Below are 17553 nucleotides of genomic sequence, written 5' to 3'. Positions count from 1 at the left end.
CATGGCGATCGAGGTGCGAGCGCCATGCCGAAGATCATTAGATGCCTGGGATCACTCTGCGGCCTGCAACGCGGGGATCTCGGGGGTACCCGAAAGCTCCCCCCTCATCGCGGCCGCAAACTGGACTTCGTCCAGCTCGTTTTCCCAACGTGCCACGACCACAGTCGCGACCGCATTGCCGACCAGATTGGTCAGCGCACGGCATTCCGACATGAAGCGGTCAATACCGAGGATAAGCGCCATGCCGGCGATCGGCACAGAGGGGACAACCGACAGTGTTGCGGCCAGCGTGATGAAGCCCGCGCCGGTGATGCCTGCAGCGCCCTTGGAGCTCAGCATCGCCACTGCCAGGAGCAGGAGCTGGTCGCCGAGCGTCAGCGGTGTGTCGGTTGCCTGGGCAATGAACAGTGCCGCCAGCGTCATATAGATATTGGTGCCATCGAGATTGAACGAATAACCGGTCGGAATGACCAGCCCGACGACCGACCGCTTGACGCCGGCCCGCTCCATCTTGTTCATCAGGCCCGGCAAAGCAGCCTCCGAGGACGACGTGCCGAGCACGAGCAGAAGCTCTTCCTTGATATAACGGATCAGGTTGAGGATCGAGAATCCGTTGTACCAGCCGACGGCCCCGAGCACGACCAGCACGAACAGGAGCGACGTCAGGTAGAACGTCCCGATCAGGAAGGCGAGATTGGCAATGGAGCCGATCCCGTATTTGCCGATGGTAAAGGCCATTGCACCGAAGGCGCCGATGGGCGCAAAGCGCATCAGGATGGCAACGAGACGAAAGATCGGGGCCGTAAGGGCCTGAAGGAAATCCGAAACCACGCGTCCACGCTCACCGACGGCACCGAGCGCGATGCCAAAGAACACCGAGAAGAACAGCACCTGCAAGATATCGCCCTTGGCAAAGGCGCCGACGATGGTATCGGGGATGATGTTCATCAGGAAGCCGATGATCGTCGCATCGTGCGCCTGGGCGGCATAGGTGTTGACCGCCTTGGTGTCGAGAGTGGCCGCATTGATATGCATGCCCGCGCCGGGCTGCAGGACATTCGACACCACGAGGCCGACGACGAGAGCAAGCGTCGAGAAGATGAGAAAGTAGAGCAGCGCCTTGCCGACGACGCGACCGAACTTCTTCAGGTCCGACATGCCGGCGATACCCGTCGTCACCGTCAGGAAGATGACGGGGGCGATGACCATGCGTACAAGCTTGATGAAGGCATCGCCAAGCGGCTGCATGGAAGCGCCGACCTGGGGATAGAAATGGCCGAGCAGAATACCGGCGGCAATGGCCGTCAGTACCTGCACGTACATCTGTCGATAAAAGGGAAGTTTGCCCTTGGTCTGGCTACCAGCGTCAGGAATTATCACAAGATCCTCCTCTTCGCCCAAACCGATCTCTCGGCCCTCCGGGCTGCAAATGACAAGCAGCCCTCCGACTGCAAGCTACATGTCTTGCAACATCCATGCCAAACTCCGCAAGCGTCATAAGTGTTTGCGTAAAATAGACTTTGGTGAAAGCCGTTCGGCCAATTGGGCGCTTGTAGTGCGGAAATCCGCACAAAACCATTGAGGTCTGGCCGGGATTATGCACAGATGCAGCATGCTTCATCGCCCCCAACCTCCCAACCAGACGCCTCTGGACCTTGCCAAGCGACACCGCCGCGTATGGCTTGCCTTTGCTGCTACCAGCGCGCTGGTCCTGACCGTTGTCCTTTATACGGCCGGCGTCTATGGACAATCGGTTGCAGTACATGCGCTGGCAGACCAGGGGCGGACCGATGCCAATCTGAAAATCGCCTTGCTGCGGGCAGTCCTCGAGCGGCCACGCGCCCTGCCGTTGCTGCTGGCCGACGACCTGCAGGTGCGCGACGCCCTTGCTACCGCAGACGACCAGCCCGTGCGGCTACTGGATCGCAAACTTGAAAGCCTGGTCTCCGGCACCAAGGCCTCCGTGCTCTATGTCATCGACCGAAACGGCATCGCGATTGCCTCCAGCAACTGGCAGGACCAGCTGACATTCGTCGGCAAGGATTACTCCTTCCGCGACTATTTTCGCCGCGCCATTGTCGACGGAACGGCCGAACATTTTGCCCTCGGCAACACCAGCAATCGGCCCGGCCTCTATATCTCCCGCCGCGTCGGAGACCCTCGGTCACCCATCGGCGTGGTCGTCGTCAAGATGGAGTTCGATCAGCTGGAAGCCGACTGGCGCGAGACGGCGCGCCCTGCCTATGTCACCGACGACCGGGGCATCGTCCTTGTGACCAGCATCCCGTCCTGGCGTTTCATGACGGATGCACCGCTGGCAAGCGACCGCCTGTCGGCCATCCGCCGAAGCCTGCAGTTTGGCGACGCGACGCTCACTCCCCTGCCGATCACCGCGCCGGTGGCGCTCGATGCGGATGCCTCGATCGTCCACGCCGTGCTGCCTGGCACCAACGCTGGAGAATATCTGCGCCTGAAAGCGCCGGTGCCCTCGACGCCGTGGACGTTGAACTATCTCGTGCCGACGGACGCTGCGATTGCGACCAATATCCGCGAGGATCGCTTCATCGCGCTTGCCATAGTCCTGCCGGTGCTGGCGCTTGCCGCCTTCCTGTTGCGTCGCCGGCATGTCTCGGCGATGGAGCTTGCCGTCGGTCGTGTGGCCCGCGAGGAGCTGGAGCGGCGTGTGCTGGAGCGCACCGACGATCTCAGCCGCGCGCGAGACCGTCTCGAGGCAGAGATTTCCGGCCACCGAACGACGGAGGCCAAGCTGCAGGTGGTTCAGCAGGAACTCGTCCAGGCGAACCGGCTGGCGATCCTCGGCCAGGTCGCGGCCGGCGTCGCCCATGAAATCAACCAGCCGGTTGCCACCATCCGTGCCTATGCCGACAACGCCCAGATCTTTCTGGAACGCCATCAACCCGGGCCCGCCAGGGAAAACCTCAGCCTGATCGCCTCGCTGACCGAGCGGATCGGCACGATCACGGAGGAACTGAAAGCCTTTGCCCGCAAAGGCCGGACGTCGCCGGTGCCGGTCGATGTCCGCGGCATCATTGAAGGTGCCGTAGTGCTGCTCCGCAGCCGTTTTGCCGGACAAATCGAGGCCCTGGCGATCGACCTGCCGCCACGGGGCATGATGGTCATGGGCACCCGCGTCCGCCTTGAGCAGGTGCTGATCAACCTCTTCCAGAATGCGCTGGAAGCGCTCGAGGGGCGCAACGACGCGCGGGTTGCGGTATCGGTCTGCGAGACAGCGCACGAAATCGCCATCAGCATCGCCGACAACGGGCCGGGCATCGCGCCGGAAATTCTCGATTCGCTGTTTACCCCGTTCAACACCTCGAAGCCCGGGGGCCTTGGTCTTGGCCTCGTCATCTCCAAGGACATCGCGGCCGATTTCGGCGGTCGCATCGATGTCGACAGCGGCGAGACCGGCACGCGCTTCGTCCTCCATCTGCCAAAGGCAACCTCATGAAAGAAGCGCCGCTCATCCTGCTCGTCGACGACGATGCCGACCTGCTGCGGGCAACGGCCCAGACACTTGAACTTGCCGGCTTTTCCGTCAGCGCATTTTCGCGGCCACGCGATGCGGTCGAGGCCCTCGACATCGCTGCCGTCAGCGTCGTCGTTTCGGATATCCGGATGCCGCAGATGGACGGGCTGGAGCTTTTTGCCCGCGTCCAGCAACAGGACGACGACCTGCCGGTGATCCTGATGACCGGCCACGGCGATATCCCGATGGCGGTGCAGGCCATCAAGGACGGCGTCTACGACTTCATTCCGAAACCCTTCGCGGCGGACAGGCTGGTGCAGAGCGTGCGGCGGGCCATCGAGAAACGGCGGCTCGTTCTCGACAACAGGAGGCTGCGCGAAGCAACGGACCAGGCGCAGGACGGCCTGCCGCTGATCGGCCAGACACCGGCGATGGAGCGGCTGCGGCGCACCCTGCGCCAGATTGCCGATACCGATGTCGACGTGCTCGTGACAGGCGAGACGGGTAGCGGCAAGGAGGTCGTGGCAAGCCTGCTGCATCGCTGGAGCCGCCGCTCGAAGGGAAATTTCGTCGCGCTCAATTGCGGCGCGCTGCCGGAAAGCGTGATCGAGAGCGAGCTGTTCGGCCACGAAGCCGGCGCTTTCACCGGCGCCCAGAAGAAGCGCATCGGCCGCATCGAACACTCCGGCGAGGGCACGCTGTTTCTGGACGAGATCGAGAGCATGCCGCAGTCGGCGCAGGTCAAGATGCTGCGGGTGCTGGAGATGCGCGAAGTCACACCGCTCGGCACCAATGACATCCGGCCGGTCGATCTTCGTGTCGTCGCGGCCGCCAAGGTCGACCTGAGCGATCCTGGTCAGCGGCAAGGCTTTCGCGAGGATTTGTTCTATCGGCTCAACGTGGTGACCATCTCCATTCCGCCGCTGCGCGACCGGCGCGCCGACATCCCGCTTCTTTTCGGCCATTTCGTCGATCGCGCCGCCGTCCGGTTCAACAAGCCGCCACCGGCCGTGCCGCCGGACGTACACCGCTATCTCCAGGCGCACCAATGGCCGGGCAACGTCCGAGAACTGGCGCATTTCGCTGAGCGCTTCGTCCTCGGCCTCGCCGACACCGGCCCTGCGGCGCCTGGAACCCATGACGGGTCCAGCCCAATCCTATCGCTGCCTGCGCGGATGGAGCAATACGAAGCCGATCTGATCCGAAGCACTCTCCGGGATCATGACGGCGACATCAGGCTGACGATCGAAGCACTCGGTATCCCCCGCAAGACGTTCTACGACAAGCTGCAAAGGCACGGTATTACGCGCGGAGACTATGTGAAGTAGGGGCTGGCGCCTCAGGCACGCTCGGCACTGACACCACCCGGACGCTGGAGGTAGCGGCCCATCTGCTTGGTGCCTTCCAGACTATCGCCGTTGACGATGGTCTTGCCCCGGAGGATGACACGCACCGGCCAGCCGGTGACCTCGAGGCCCTCATAGGGCGTGTAGTCGGCGCCGTGATGCAGGATATCGTTGGTGATGGTTACGGACCGCAGGGGATCCCAGAGAGCGATATCGGCATCCGAGCCGATGGCGATGGTGCCCTTCTGCGGATAGAGGCCGTATTGTTTCGCATGGTTTGTGGACGACAGCGCGACAAAGCGGTTGAGATCGATCCGCCCCTTGCCGACACCCTCGGAGAACAGGATCGGCAACCGCGTCTCGACGCCCGGAATGCCGTTCGGTATCCAGCGGAAATTGCGCTTTCCCTTCTCATTGAGCTTGCCCTGGTCGTCGTCGTAGCGGAACGGGCAATGGTCAGACGAGAACAATTCGAACGTACCGTTCTGCAAGCCTTCCCAGCAGGCGATCTGGCTTTCCGCATCGCGCGGCGGCGGCGAGCAGACGAACTTGGCGCCTTCCAGCTCGGCCGCATCGAGATCGTCAGCGGTCAGCATGAGATATTGCGGGCAGGTTTCGCCGGCGACACTGACGCCGCGTGAGCGCGCCCGCTGGATCTCTTCCATCGCCTGACGATTGGAGACATGCACGATAACGATCGCCGTCTCGACGATTTCGGCAAGCGACAGGGCGCGATGGGTGGCTTCCCGCTCGGCGGCAATCGGCCGGCTGGAGGCGTGGTATTTCGGCGCGAGCTCGCCTTGCGCCTCGTGCTTGCCGATCAGAAACTGGATGGCGTCTTCGTTCTCGCAATGGACCATGACGACAGCACCGGACCGTCTTGCGGCGTCGAGCGTATCGAGGATCTGGTCATCGCGAAGCCGCAGGCTTTCATACGTCATAAACACCTTGATCGAGGTGTAGCCGTCATTGACCAGCGCCGGAAGCTCCTGGCCGAGCACGGCCGCGGTCGGGTCGGTGACGACGAGATGAAAGGCGACATCGACGTAGCACTCCCCATCGGCCTTGGCGTGATAGACTTTCAGGCCTTCGCGCAGGCTGGTGCCCTTCTCCTGCATACAGAAAGGCAGCACCGTCGTGTTGCCGCCAAAGGCCGCTGACAACGTGCCGCTGGCAAAATCGTCGGCCATGACGATACCGTCGCCGGAAGGCTGGGCAAGATGTACGTGGCTGTCGATGCCTCCCGGCATGACATAGAGCCCTGTCGCGTCGATAATCTCGGCGGCATCAGCGAGACCAGTCTCAATCGCCGCGATCCGGCCATCGACAATGCCGACGTCGCATTCGAACGTTTCGCTATCGGTTACGACAGTTCCGTTCCTGATGATCGTATCGAACCGCATGCTGCACTCTCTCTTTTTCAGGCTCTTCTTCAGGCTGTCGCGCTGAGCATGCCGACGTTACTGCCAAGGATCGCGTCAAGCGACGCAATCAACCGGTCGACTTCCTCCAGCGTGTTGTAGTGGACCATGGAGACGCGCACCGCCCCATGATATTGCGGCAAGCCGATGTGATCGCCAAGCCGTCGCGCGTGGAAATCTCCGAAGCGGATGGCGATCTTGTGGGCATCCATGGCCTTGCAGATGCTTTCGGAATTGCGCCCCTCGAAGGCAAAGCTGATGGTCGGTATGCGGCTTCCGCGCGCATTATCGCGTTCGCCGAAAATACGGCAGTCGTTGCGGCTGCCGAGATAGCCGAGCAGCCGGTCCGCCAACGCGTTTTCCTGCTTCGCGATGACGTCGAAGGCCGAGACGATCTTTTCACGGAGACTGCCGCTTGCGCCAGCGCGTTCACCGAGTTCGGCAAGATAATCGACGATGCCGGTCAGCGAATAAGCGAGCTCGTAGTTGGCATTGCCGGGCTCGAGCTTGCCGGGTACTTTGTCCCGCCCGTAGAAGAAATGATAGAGCGGATCCAGCTCGAGCAGATGATCGTATTTGCCGTACATCATCGCGTAGTGGGGGCCGTAGGTCTTGTAGAGGCTGAAGACGTAATAATCGACATCCCATGCCTGCACGTCGATGGCGCGGTGTGGCGCGTAGGCGACGGCGTCGACGCAGATGCGGGCGCCGCGTGCATGGACGAAAGCGGCGATCTCGGCGATTGGATTGATCGATCCGAGAATATTCGAGACATGGGTGACGCAGACGAGCTTCGTCCGCTCCGTCATCAACGGCGCGAGATCGGCCATGTCGAGCACGTAGGTCTCGGTATCGAGCGGCCAGAACTTGAGGACGATACCGGCATCCGTCAGACCTTCCCAAGGGCCGATGTTCGATTCGTGGTCGGAGATCGTGACGATGATCTCATCGCCCGGCTTCAGCTGGCTGCGCATGCCCTTCGCCAGGTTCTGCAGCAGGACAGTCGTCGAGCCGCCGAAGACGATTTCCTCGGGACGCGACGCATTGACCAGCAGCATTGCCGCCATACGCCCGTCCGCAAGCGCCTTTGCCGCCTGCAGCGAGACGTCGTAGCTGCCGCCGATCTGGACGTTCTTGTCATAGAGGAAGCTGGTCATGCGATCGACCGCCGGCTTCAGGATTTGCGAACCACCGGCGTTGTCGAGAAATGTCCATCCGTTGCCGAGCCCTGGAAACTGGCTTCTGGCAAAATCGATGTCGAGGGGGCGTTGCATGAGGTGATCTCTCCCGGAATATTTTGTTTTTCAGTGATTGAGAACGGCGCGCAGGAAGCTTTTGGTGCGCTCCTGTTGCGGCGCGTCGAATATCTCCGCCGGCGTGCCGGCCTCGATGATGCGCCCGCCATCCATGAAGATCACCCTGTCGGCTACCTGGCGGGCAAAGCCCATCTCGTGGGTGACGACGATCATCGTCACGCCGGTGCCGGCGAGCTTGCGCATGACGTCAAGCACCTCGCCGACCATTTCCGGATCGAGCGATGAGGTCGGTTCGTCGAACAACAGCACCCGCGGCTCCATGGCCAGCGCCCGGGCAATGGCGACGCGCTGCTGCTGGCCGCCGGAAAGCTGCTCCGGATATTTGTCAGACTGCTCGGAAATGCCGACACGGGTCAGCAACTCGCGCGCCTTGCGGGCGGCATCCGCAGTTGTCGTGCCGCGCACCCGCATTGGCGCCAGCATGACGTTTTTCAGGACGGTCAGGTGCGGAAACAGGTTGAACGACTGAAACACCATGCCGACTTCGGCGCGGACCTGCGCCAGCGCCTTGCCGCGCTCGACCTTGATGCCGTCAACATGGATTGTGCTCTCCGGCGAAAATCCCTCGAGATGGTTGATGCAGCGGATCAGCGTCGACTTGCCGGAGCCGGATGGCCCAATGACGCAGACCACCTCGCCTTCGCCGATCTCGAGATCGATGCCGTGTAGCACCTCGAAATCGCCGTATGACTTCTTGAGGCCCTGAATGCTGATGATCGGTCTCATGAGCGCCTCCCGACATTGAAGCGTTTCTCAAGTCGGGCAACGATGGTCACCAGCGGCCAGAGGAAGGCGACATAGATAATGGCAGCGCCGATCAACGGAGAGGGGTTGGCCATCAGCGCCTGCGCCTGTGTCGCCTGCTTCAGCAGATCCGGCATGGCGACGACGGAGGCGAGCGCCGTGTCCTTGATGACGTTGATGCAGTTGTTGGTCAGCGGCGGGATGACGATCTTGATCGCCTGCGGCAGGATGACGTCGATCATCATCGGCCGGTAGGAAAGACCCAGCGCCTCCGAAGCCTCGAACTGGCCACGAGGGATAGCCTCGATGCCGGCCCGGAAAATCTCCGCAGTATAGGCAATCGACACGAGTGTCAGGGCTGCCACCGCCGAGAAGAACGGCGAAAAGCGGATGCCGACGAAGGGCAGGGCATAGTAGACGATGATCAACAAAACGAGCAGCGGGATGGACCGAAAGAAATCCGTATAGATCTTGGCGATCGCCCGCACCGGTGCCGGCGCGTAGAGGCGAAGCAGCGCCAGGAACATGCCGCCGACAAGGCCGGCGAAAATGCTGGTGATACCGATCTCCAGCGTCACCCAGAGCCCCGATATCAAAAGTGGAAACGCCCTGATGAGGACAGGAACGTTGAAGAATGTCGTGAAAATATCCATGAAACCGCCGGTCAGATCGTCGGGAAAAGGATGGCGACATCAGCCGCCATCCCCGTCGGGCTAGCCGGTTACTTGGCGGCCGGCATATCCATGACCTTGACCGTCGAGGTGGTGTCTTCGGCCTTTGCGCCGAACCATGTCTGGTGCAGCTTGGCGATATAGCCTTCGCCCTTCAGCGTGGTGATGACGTCGTTGACCTGCTTGGCAAGAGCATCGCCCTTGTTGAACATGATCGAATACTTCTCGCCCGTCGGAATACGCTCGACGACTTTCAGGTTCGGCTTGTCCTTGACGTAATACTGCAGAGCCGGGATGTCGCTGATGTAGCCGTCGATGCGGCCGGCAACGAGATCGAGCATCGCAGGCTGCAAGCCTTCGAAGCGGCGGATTTCGCCGAGCCCGTATTTGCCGGTGTTCTCGGTCGCCCACATGTCGCCGGTGGAACCGGTATCGACACCCACGACCTTGCCCTTCATCCCGGCAAGATCGGCAATGCCGCTGGCTGCCGTCACCGTCAGCGACTGGTCGCTATCGTAGTAGGGCTGGGCGAAGGTGACGGATTCGAGGCGCTTGGGCGTGATGGTGATCGACGAAACGGCCATGTTAATGCGGCCGGATTGCACCGCTGAGAATAGCCCGTTGAACGGGATGTTGACGAACTCGACAGACTTGCCGAGACGCTTGGCAATCTCGGTGACAAGATCGACTTCAAAGCCGACAGTCTTGCCGGTATCGTCCTGGAACTCCCAGGGGACATTGCCGATGTTGGCACCGACCGAGAGATCGGCTGCGAAAGAGATCGAAGATCCGGCAAAGGCCAGGATTGCTGTGAGAATGGTTGTTTTCAGAAATGACGGAGTGCGCATGGGTTCCCCTTGATTTATTTTACCCATCAGTTTTATGTGGTCGAACTGGTCAGACCAGTTCGACCAATCAAGCATGGCGGCCTGGCATTTGCAAGACGGCAATAAAGTAAAATAGAGTTCACGACATTAGTGGCACGACATCATCGGCCGCGCCGGCACAAAGAAGACGTTGAATGCTCACCAGAACACTCGTTCCCCAATCGGCCGCCCGGCTTATCCAGGATATGATCAAGGCCGGGGAGTTGAAGGCAGGACAAAAGATCCCCTCGCAGCGGGAGTTTTCCGTTCGACTTGGCATCAGCCGGGCATCGCTGCGCGAGGCGCTGCTGACGCTCGAAACGCTGGGCCTGCTCAAGACAGAGGCGGGCAGGGGCACCTTCGTGGCCGGCAACCGCCCGTCGGCGACCAACGCCATGGCACCGTGGCGCTACGCCGACAGCTATTCGGTGTTCGATGTCTTCCAGACGCGCATCATGCTCGAAGGCAACATTGCGGCCCTTGCGGCCGGACGGTTGACGGGAGGCCAGCTGCAGGCAATGGAGGACGCGACGAGGACCATGGAGGAGTGCTGGGCCAGCGAGGATCTGCTGACGAATGTCGAAGCCGATCTCGAATTCCATGGCATCATCGCCTCCGGCTGCAGCAATGCAATGCTGCGGGCACTCTACCAGACGGTCCGCGAGCAGCTGACCGAAACGCAGCGACAGCCAATCCCGATCACCGAACCCTCGCGCATGCTGGCATCGGTGGCCGAGCATCGCGCCATCATCGCGGCGCTGAAATCCAACGATGTCGAACGCGCCAGGCTGGCCATGGAAACCCATGTGCGCAACACCGCGCGCTGCGCCGGTCTGTTTCCATGACACGCCACATGACCAGGTTTATTGCGCCGGCTATACAATAGAACGACCAAAACAGCTATTCCGGTTGATCTTTGTCAAAGCCAAGCCGAGGGTGGAAGGTCCAAGTGATCTTGGACGGATCAACTCTCTCTCGGTGGTAAAGACAGCATGTATTCCAGGATAATTTGCGCCATAGGACTAGGCCCGCGTGAAAAGGCGGAACACATGTTGCGTCGCGCATCCGCGCTGCTCGACAGTGATGGCGAGATCATTGCGCTGCACGTCGTGGAATCAGTTCCGCATTACACACCCCAATCCGCGCCATCGAGCGCCGATATGGACTGGATGAGCGACGTCGAGGCAAAGTTAAAATCCCTCTGCTCGCGCCTCAACATCGAAGCCACCTACATGATCAAGGCCGGCCGCGTTGCCCCGACGATCCTCGATGCAGCCCGTGAGCGCAATGCCGACCTCGTCATCGTCGGCACCCATGTGCAGGACATCACGGATGCCCTGTTCGGGTCGATCGTCGACCGCGTCACGCGCGCGGCCAGTTGCTCGGTACTTGTTGATCGCCACTGAAACGACGACCTGAGTTGCCTGCCGTCAGGAGACGGAAATCCCGCGGCAGAATATTGTTACGAACTCCCTGAGGTAGGGCACCCGCGTCAGGGGTCCGACCACAGCCTCGGATCGGTTTGGCGGATAGCCGAGGGCGACGTTCATGAGCATCTGGGCGATCATCGTTGCATCGTCGATGATCAGCCGTCCTTGCGCCTGCTGCTTCAGCAGCCAGGCCGTCAGCCGCTCGGACTCCTTGCTAGTCGTGCACCGGTAGATCTCCCAGAGCTCGGGATGGTCCTGCCCTTGGGTGTATACGATCCGTAGGATGGCATCCCGGTCGTCCAGCTCCGACTCATGACCGTCGGACGGTGGCAGAAGGATCGTCTCGAGGGTCTTGGCAACCGAGCCACCTTCGATTTCATCCGGAATTTCCAGGCGGACGGCAACCTCAACCACCGATGTGAAAAGGTCACGCTTGCTGGAGAACGCACTATAGAGCGTGGCCTTGGAGATTGCGCAGCGTGCGGCGATCATTTCCATCGTCGCGTCGACGAAACCCACCTCGATGAAAACCCTGAGGGCAGTCTCGACGATACTTGTCTTGCGGAGATCGGGGTCCAGGCGGGGTCGGCCGCGAGGCAACCGGTGAACCGTTTCATTTTCAGTGACAGACATATCTGTGCCGCTTAAATCTTTATAGCGCGAACGCCGTCACGCCGACGGAGCCGAACAAGCCTGCAAATGCAATGACTGACAAAAGTCATACAATTAAATATCGAACCGAACCGTACAGTTCGATATACCATCGCGGCGGGCGTTGCAAGTCACATCCTTTCGCGGTGCAGCATGGAGAAGGATGCCTCTATGATCGTATGGCGCGACCTGCCATGTGTCAGCGGACTTGCATCGACCCGCAAATTCCGCTGTAGCTTTCCAGATATCGCCGTCAAGGAAAGAATCTCCATGAGGAACTGGACGAGAGCAAGGCGCAACGCATGTGCAGGAGAGCATCTGGCGACGGTCGCGCGCGCATCGTTGATCCGACCGGCTCGACGTCTGGCAATCTGGGGAGCAGTTTCCACCAGCCTTCTGATTTTCGGTCCTGCGCCTGCAGAGGCGGCCAAAAGCTCGCTCGATCTCGGCATGACGATCGAGCCTTCGGGCCTCGACCCGACCATCGCCGCTCCCGTCGCCATCGGCCAGGTCAGCTGGCAGAACATTTTCGAGGGACTGGTCGCGATAGACGAGGCCGGCAAGGTGCAGCCGCAGCTGGCCAAAGGCTGGGAAATCTCGCCGGACGGCCTGACCTATACGTTCCATCTGCAATCCGGCGTCAAATTCCACGACGGCCAGCCATTTGATTCGACAACCGCCAAATTCACCCTGGATCGCGCCCGTGGCAGCAGCTCGGTCAATCCGCAAAAGCGGTTTTTCACCACCATCGCCTCCATCGACACGCCGGATCCGCAAACCCTTGTGCTGCATCTGTCGGCACCGACGGGCAGCCTGCTCTCTTGGCTCGGCTGGCCGGCGGCCGTCATGGTGTCACCCAATTCGGCCGCCGACGACAAGACCAGACCGATCGGCACCGGCCCGTTCAGGTTCGTCAGCTGGGCGAAAGGCGACAGGGTCGAGCTAGAAAGGAACGACAACTACTGGAACAAGACCGTGTCTGTCAGGCTGGACAAGGTGACGTTCCGGTTCATCTCCGATCCGCAGGCCCAGGCCGCGGCGTTGAAGTCCGGCGGCGTGGATGCCATTCCGGAATTTGCGGCACCGGAGCTGATGGCTTCCTTCGCAGGCGACGAGGCGCTTGTGACGAGGATCGGCAACACCGAACTCAAGGTCGTGGCCGGCATGAACAACAGCCAGAAGCCCTTCGACGACAAGCGCGTCCGGCAGGCGCTGATGATGGCGATCGACCGCAAGACGCTCGTCGACGGCGCCTGGTCTGGCCTCGGCACACCCATCGGTAGCCACTACACGCCGAACGATCCGGGCTTTCTCGACCTGACCGCCAGGTGGCCCTACGATCCGCAAAAGGCCAGGGCGCTTCTCGCCGATGCCGGCTATCCCCAAGGCCTTTCCTTCACCATCAAGTCGCCGCAGATGGCGTACGCTTCGCGCAGTGCGGAGATCATCCAGGCGATGCTGGCGGACATCGGCGTGACTGTCACCATCGAGACCACCGAATTTCCGGCCAAGTGGGTGCAGGATGTCATGCAGGACCAAAACTACCAGATGACCATCGTCGCCCATGCGGAGCCGATGGACATCGACATCTATTCGCGCGATCCCTACTACTTCAACTATCGCAACCCGGCCTTCGACGCCTTGATGAAGAAGGTGCAGGAAACCACGGATCCCGCCGAGCAGGCCGCGATCTACGGCAAGGCGCAGACCGTTCTCGCAGACGATGTGCCGGCGCTCTTTCTCTTCGTCATGCCGAAGCTCGGCGTCTGGAGCCGGAAATTGAAGGGGCTCTGGGAAAACGAGCCTGTCCCGTCGAACGTTCTCACCAATGTCTTCTGGGAAGAGTGAGAGCAAGCGTGGCCAAAACCGGAATCAGGACGCTTGAACAGCCGATGGTATTGCCATCCTCCTCGCCGAGCGTATCGGGGCTAGATGGCACACCGTTGCTCGCCCGCTCACGCCGACCGGGAGTGACCGCTTGATCGCACTCATTGCGCGGCGCCTTGCCGGCCTCCTCGCGACCCTGATGATTGTCTCGCTGCTGCTCTTCACCGTGGTCGACCTCATGCCGGGCGACCAGGCCTCGATCATGCTCGGCACCTCTGCCTCGCCGCAAACCCTTGCCTCGCTGCGCCACCAGCTTGGCCTCGACCAGCCTCTGCCGCTGCGCTACGGCCATTGGCTGGCCGGCGTTGCAACGGGGGATCTTGGCCAGTCCTCGACCTACGCTGTCCCCGTCGCCGGCCTCATCGTCGAACGGCTGGCCGTCACGCTGCCGCTGGCGCTTGGTGCCGTCCTCATCTCCATGGCCATCGCCATTCCGCTCGGCGCGCTCGCCGCATCGCGCCGGGGTGGGCTGTTCGATTGGATCGCCTCTGTTATCGCCGAGGTCAGCATCGCCGTACCTGCCTTCTGGGTGGCGCTGTTGCTGATCATGCTGTTTTCCACCACGCTCGGGCTGATGCCGTCGGGCGGCTTTCCCGGCTGGAGCGGCGGCTTCTGGCCTGCCGTCAAGGCACTGCTGATGCCGGCCGTTGCCCTGGCGCTGCCGCAGGCGGGGGTGCTAACCCGCGTCACCAGAGCAGCTGTGGTCGATACCACGCACGAGGACTTCACCCGCACGGCAAAGGCAAAGGGCCTCTCCGACAGCGCCGTGCTGTGGCGACATTCCGTGCCGAATGCGATGATCCCCATCCTGACGGTGCTCGGGTTGCAGTTCACCTTCCTGGTGGCGGGTGCCGTTCTCGTCGAAAACGTCTTCAACCTGCCGGGCCTCGGAAGGCTGGCGTTACAGGCTCTATCGCAACGCGACGTCATCGTGCTGCAGGATGTCGTGCTGTTCTTTGCAACGCTCGTGATCGTCATGAACTTCCTCGTTGACCTCTCCTATCTGGCGATCGATCCTCGCCTGCAAAAAGGAGGTTGAGATGGTGGCCGCCTTTTTGCCGGACACAGGCCCCTCCCGCCGGCGAAAAGCTCTCGTTGCCGGCGCCACCCTTGTTGTGCTGCTGATTGCGGTGGCGCTCTTGTCGCTTGCCTGGACACCGGCGTTGCCAGCCAAAATGCAGATCGCCCACAAGCTGCAGCCGCCACTCGCCTTTGGCCTGCTCGGCACGGACCAGTTCGGACGCGACGTGCTGTCGATGCTGATGGTCGGCTGCTGGAACTCCCTGTCGATCGCCATCGTCTCGGTCGCCATCGGCGGCACGCTCGGCTCTATCATCGGCATTACCTCGGCGGCCCTGCGCGGCGCCTTCGAATTCGTGACAATGCGGGTGTGCGACGTGGTCTTCGCCCTGCCGCCGATCCTGTCGGCGATGCTGCTCGGGGCTTTTCTCGGACCCGGTCGTTTGACAGCGATCCTGGCGATCGCCACCTTCATGATCCCGGTCTTTGCCCGCGTCAGCATGGCAAGCGCCCTGCAGGCCTGGAGCCGGGATTACGTTCTCGCCGCCCACGCGCTCGGCAATACCCGCCTGTCCATCTCCCTCCGGCACGTGCTGCCGAATATCGCCAGCCAGATCATCGTCCAGGTAACCATCCAGCTGGGCCTTGCGATCCTGACCGAGGCAGGGCTCAGTTTCCTGGGGCTGGGACTTTCCCCGCCGGCTCCGACGTGGGGGCGGATGCTGGCCGACGCGCAGACCTATCTGGCGCTGGCCCCATGGCTTGCCATCCTGCCCGGCCTTGCCATCGCCCTATCTGTAGTCGGCTTCAACATGCTCGGCGACGGCCTGCGCGACCTGCTCGATCCACGCAACGCAAGCCGCTGATGCACGAGAAAGCGCCTTTCTTCTGCCTCGCTACCACGGGATAGAGCTGACATAATTTGCCAACAATGTCTCGGCTATGGTCCGCCGACGAGCTTGACGGCAGAATGGGGCTTTGATTTCATGAAGCAAATACGCGCACCAAGTTCCTGGAACGCTAAGCGGCAGTCGAAAAAGGAACGCATGGCATGACGTCAGGGACCCCGAGGACGGTCAGTCTGAAGAACGTGGCGATTTCGTTTGGCCACATCGGGAAGAAGCAATACCAAGCCGTCGCTCCGACCAATCTCGATATCGATGAACATGAATTCCTGGCCATCGTCGGACCGACGGGATGCGGCAAGTCCACGCTTCTCAACGCTGTGGCCGGCCTTCTCGCGCCTGCCTCGGGATCGGTGGAGATATTCGGAAAACCACTGAAGGGCCTGAACCGCGAAGCAGGCTATCTCTTCCAGCAAGATGCGCTTATGCCATGGAAGACGGTTCTCGAAAACGTCGCGATCGGCCTGGAGGTTGCAGGTATGTCCTCGAGCGACGCCCGGCGAATGTCGCTCGAATGGCTGGAGCGCGTCGGGCTCGGTGCTTTCGCCGACCGCTTCCCGGCAACACTCTCCGGCGGCCAGCGCAAGCGCACCGGCCTGGCGCAGGTCCTGATCCGCAACCCGAAGATCCTGCTGATGGACGAGCCCTTCGGCCCGCTCGATGCCCAGACACGCCAGATCATGGGAGATCTGCTGCTGAGACTCTGGTCTGAGGATCGCAAGGCTGTCCTGTTTGTCACCCACGATCTGGATGAGGCGATTGCTCTTGCCGACAGGGTGTTGATCATGTCGGCCGGCCCACGGTCGCGGATTATCGGTGATTTCAGGGTGCCGCTCGCCCGCCCGCGCGAGATTGCCGATATCCGCCACGACGCGACGTTCAATGAGCTTCATCGCGAGATTTGGGAGGCGCTGCGCGACGAGGTCATGACTGCCTACCGGCAGACGAGCGGGGCTGGCCGATGAACCGCGTGCTTCTCTTCTCCCTGCGTGTGCTGGTCGCCGCCCTCATCCTGGCGACCTGGCACGTGGCAACCACCACAACGCTGTTCGGAAACCCAAAAACCATGGCATTTTTCTTCGCAGATCCATGGAAAGTGTTGTTGCGCATAGTTGACTGGTTTGCGAGCGGCTCGATCTGGTACCATCTCTGGATCACCCTATCGGAAGCCACGCTTGCCTTTCTGCTCGGCTCTTTCGGCGGTGTTTTTCTGGGCTTCTGGTTTGCCCGACAACCGATGCTCGCTGCGGTCTTCGATCCCTATGTCAAGGCTGCGAACGCCTTGCCCCGCGTCGTGCTGGCGCCGATTTTCGCATTATGGTTCGGTCTCGGCATCTGGTCCAAGGTGGCGCTTGGCTTCACCCTGGTGTTCTTCATCGTGTTTTTTAACGTCTACCAGGGTGTCAAGGAGGTGAGCCAGCCTATCCTCGCCAATGCCCGAATGCTCGGCATGAACGAACGGCAATTGCTTCGCCACGTCTACCTGCCCTCCGCCCTATCATGGATGTTCTCCAGCCTGCACACCTCGGTGGGCTTCGCAGTGGTTGGCGCAGTTGTCGGTGAATATCTCGGTTCATCCGCCGGTCTTGGATATCTGATCCAACAGGCCGAGGGGGTGTTCGACGTGACCGGCGTCTTTGCCGGCATGTTCGTGCTGATGGCGTTCGTCTTGATCGTCGACGGTCTGGTGACTGTCGTCGAACGCCGGCTTTTGGCCTGGCGGGGCCAATAAGTTCAATTTCCGCCTACCGCTGTAGCGAAACCGAAACCAAGGAGCAGACATGAAACGCAGGACTTTTCTGATCG

The 17553-nt window shown here is 61.3% G+C and carries 16 protein-coding genes; 9 read left to right on the top strand and 7 right to left on the bottom strand.

The features are described 5' to 3' along the window. Window positions 1–51: 51 nt before the first annotated feature. The gene (locus EQW76_RS26130; protein ID WP_143123383.1) at window positions 52–1380 is read right to left on the bottom strand and encodes a dicarboxylate/amino acid:cation symporter; all 1329 of its coding nucleotides are present in this window, start codon (window positions 1378–1380) and stop codon (window positions 52–54) included. Between the two features lie 232 nt (window positions 1381–1612). Between EQW76_RS26130 and EQW76_RS26125 the strand changes: the two genes are divergently transcribed. Together EQW76_RS26125 and EQW76_RS26120 are read left to right on the top strand one after the other, a co-directional pair. After that, window positions 1613–3472: an ATP-binding protein gene (locus tag EQW76_RS26125; RefSeq protein ID WP_244617025.1), complete on the top strand. Its 1860-nt coding sequence runs from the start codon at window positions 1613–1615 to the stop codon at window positions 3470–3472. Beyond that, window positions 3469–4818, top strand: a complete 1350-nt coding sequence (locus tag EQW76_RS26120) for a sigma-54 dependent transcriptional regulator (RefSeq protein ID WP_142832189.1) — start codon at window positions 3469–3471, stop codon at window positions 4816–4818. Before EQW76_RS26125 ends, EQW76_RS26120 begins: the two co-directional genes overlap by 4 nt. Window positions 4819–4829: 11 nt before the next feature. On the opposite strand, the gene hydA is transcribed toward EQW76_RS26120, so the two are convergent. From hydA to EQW76_RS26095, 5 genes are all read right to left on the bottom strand, one after another. Next, window positions 4830–6239, bottom strand: coding sequence for a dihydropyrimidinase (gene hydA / locus EQW76_RS26115; protein ID WP_143123381.1), 1410 nt, complete (start codon window positions 6237–6239; stop codon window positions 4830–4832). Between the two features lie 29 nt (window positions 6240–6268). Next, on the bottom strand, window positions 6269–7531 hold the full coding sequence (locus EQW76_RS26110) for a cysteine desulfurase-like protein (protein ID WP_143123380.1): 1263 nt from the start codon (window positions 7529–7531) through the stop codon (window positions 6269–6271). 30 nt (window positions 7532–7561) lie between these two features. After that, window positions 7562–8299 (bottom strand): amino acid ABC transporter ATP-binding protein, encoded by a 738-nt coding sequence (locus EQW76_RS26105; RefSeq protein WP_142832192.1) that lies wholly within the window; start codon window positions 8297–8299, stop codon window positions 7562–7564. After that, window positions 8296–8970: an amino acid ABC transporter permease gene (locus EQW76_RS26100; RefSeq protein ID WP_143123379.1), complete on the bottom strand. Its 675-nt coding sequence runs from the start codon at window positions 8968–8970 to the stop codon at window positions 8296–8298. The genes EQW76_RS26105 and EQW76_RS26100 overlap by 4 nt, the downstream gene beginning before the upstream one ends. A gap of 68 nt (window positions 8971–9038) precedes the next feature. Further along, complete coding sequence (locus tag EQW76_RS26095) at window positions 9039–9836, bottom strand: ABC transporter substrate-binding protein (protein WP_142832194.1); 798 nt, start codon at window positions 9834–9836, stop codon at window positions 9039–9041. Between the two features lie 173 nt (window positions 9837–10009). Here EQW76_RS26095 and EQW76_RS26090 point away from each other — a divergent pair, with 173 nt between their 5' ends. Continuing rightward, window positions 10010–10699, top strand: coding sequence for an FCD domain-containing protein (locus EQW76_RS26090; protein WP_142832195.1), 690 nt, complete (start codon window positions 10010–10012; stop codon window positions 10697–10699). 147 nt (window positions 10700–10846) lie between these two features. After that, entirely contained in the window at window positions 10847–11260 is a 414-nt protein-coding gene (locus EQW76_RS26085; RefSeq protein ID WP_142832196.1) for a universal stress protein, read from the top strand. A gap of 24 nt (window positions 11261–11284) precedes the next feature. Here EQW76_RS26085 and EQW76_RS26080 read toward each other — a convergent pair whose 3' ends face one another. Beyond that, window positions 11285–11917 (bottom strand): TetR/AcrR family transcriptional regulator, encoded by a 633-nt coding sequence (locus EQW76_RS26080; RefSeq protein WP_142832197.1) that lies wholly within the window; start codon window positions 11915–11917, stop codon window positions 11285–11287. Window positions 11918–12205: 288 nt separating this feature from the next. Between EQW76_RS26080 and EQW76_RS26075 the strand changes: the two genes are divergently transcribed. From EQW76_RS26075 to EQW76_RS26055, 5 genes are all read left to right on the top strand, one after another. Beyond that, window positions 12206–13783: an ABC transporter substrate-binding protein gene (locus EQW76_RS26075; protein WP_143123378.1), complete on the top strand. Its 1578-nt coding sequence runs from the start codon at window positions 12206–12208 to the stop codon at window positions 13781–13783. A gap of 130 nt (window positions 13784–13913) precedes the next feature. Further along, entirely contained in the window at window positions 13914–14861 is a 948-nt protein-coding gene (locus EQW76_RS26070; RefSeq protein ID WP_142832199.1) for an ABC transporter permease, read from the top strand. Between the two features lies 1 nt (window position 14862). Further along, on the top strand, window positions 14863–15708 hold the full coding sequence (locus EQW76_RS26065; RefSeq protein WP_142832200.1) for an ABC transporter permease: 846 nt from the start codon (window positions 14863–14865) through the stop codon (window positions 15706–15708). Between the two features lie 185 nt (window positions 15709–15893). Then, complete coding sequence (locus tag EQW76_RS26060) at window positions 15894–16712, top strand: ABC transporter ATP-binding protein (RefSeq protein WP_143123377.1); 819 nt, start codon at window positions 15894–15896, stop codon at window positions 16710–16712. Beyond that, complete coding sequence (locus tag EQW76_RS26055) at window positions 16709–17479, top strand: ABC transporter permease (protein ID WP_142832202.1); 771 nt, start codon at window positions 16709–16711, stop codon at window positions 17477–17479. Before EQW76_RS26060 ends, EQW76_RS26055 begins: the two co-directional genes overlap by 4 nt. The last annotated feature ends 74 nt before the right edge of the window (window positions 17480–17553 follow it).

Origin of the sequence: Rhizobium sp. rho-13.1 (assembly GCF_007000305.1) — a bacterium.
Lineage (GTDB): Bacteria > Pseudomonadota > Alphaproteobacteria > Rhizobiales > Rhizobiaceae > Rhizobium > Rhizobium rhododendri.
This window is presented reverse-complemented; position numbering and strand designations above follow the sequence as displayed.

Excerpts from the sequence above, each read along its gene's own strand:
- EQW76_RS26125 (WP_244617025.1), top strand. The coding sequence starts at position 1,613 with ATGCTTCATCGCCCCCAACCTCCCAACCAGACGCCTCTGGACCTTGCC.
- EQW76_RS26075 (WP_143123378.1), top strand. The coding sequence starts at position 12,206 with ATGAGGAACTGGACGAGAGCAAGGCGCAACGCATGTGCAGGAGAGCAT.
- EQW76_RS26060 (WP_143123377.1), top strand. The coding sequence starts at position 15,894 with ATGACGTCAGGGACCCCGAGGACGGTCAGTCTGAAGAACGTGGCGATT.
- EQW76_RS26120 (WP_142832189.1), top strand. The coding sequence starts at position 3,469 with ATGAAAGAAGCGCCGCTCATCCTGCTCGTCGACGACGATGCCGACCTG.
- EQW76_RS26105 (WP_142832192.1), bottom strand. The coding sequence starts at position 8,299 with ATGAGACCGATCATCAGCATTCAGGGCCTCAAGAAGTCATACGGCGAT.
- hydA (WP_143123381.1), bottom strand. The coding sequence starts at position 6,239 with ATGCGGTTCGATACGATCATCAGGAACGGAACTGTCGTAACCGATAGC.
- EQW76_RS26100 (WP_143123379.1), bottom strand. The coding sequence starts at position 8,970 with ATGGATATTTTCACGACATTCTTCAACGTTCCTGTCCTCATCAGGGCG.
- EQW76_RS26080 (WP_142832197.1), bottom strand. The coding sequence starts at position 11,917 with ATGTCTGTCACTGAAAATGAAACGGTTCACCGGTTGCCTCGCGGCCGA.
- EQW76_RS26095 (WP_142832194.1), bottom strand. The coding sequence starts at position 9,836 with ATGCGCACTCCGTCATTTCTGAAAACAACCATTCTCACAGCAATCCTG.
- EQW76_RS26055 (WP_142832202.1), top strand. The coding sequence starts at position 16,709 with ATGAACCGCGTGCTTCTCTTCTCCCTGCGTGTGCTGGTCGCCGCCCTC.
- EQW76_RS26090 (WP_142832195.1), top strand. The coding sequence starts at position 10,010 with ATGCTCACCAGAACACTCGTTCCCCAATCGGCCGCCCGGCTTATCCAG.
- EQW76_RS26065 (WP_142832200.1), top strand. The coding sequence starts at position 14,863 with ATGGTGGCCGCCTTTTTGCCGGACACAGGCCCCTCCCGCCGGCGAAAA.
- EQW76_RS26110 (WP_143123380.1), bottom strand. The coding sequence starts at position 7,531 with ATGCAACGCCCCCTCGACATCGATTTTGCCAGAAGCCAGTTTCCAGGG.
- EQW76_RS26085 (WP_142832196.1), top strand. The coding sequence starts at position 10,847 with ATGTATTCCAGGATAATTTGCGCCATAGGACTAGGCCCGCGTGAAAAG.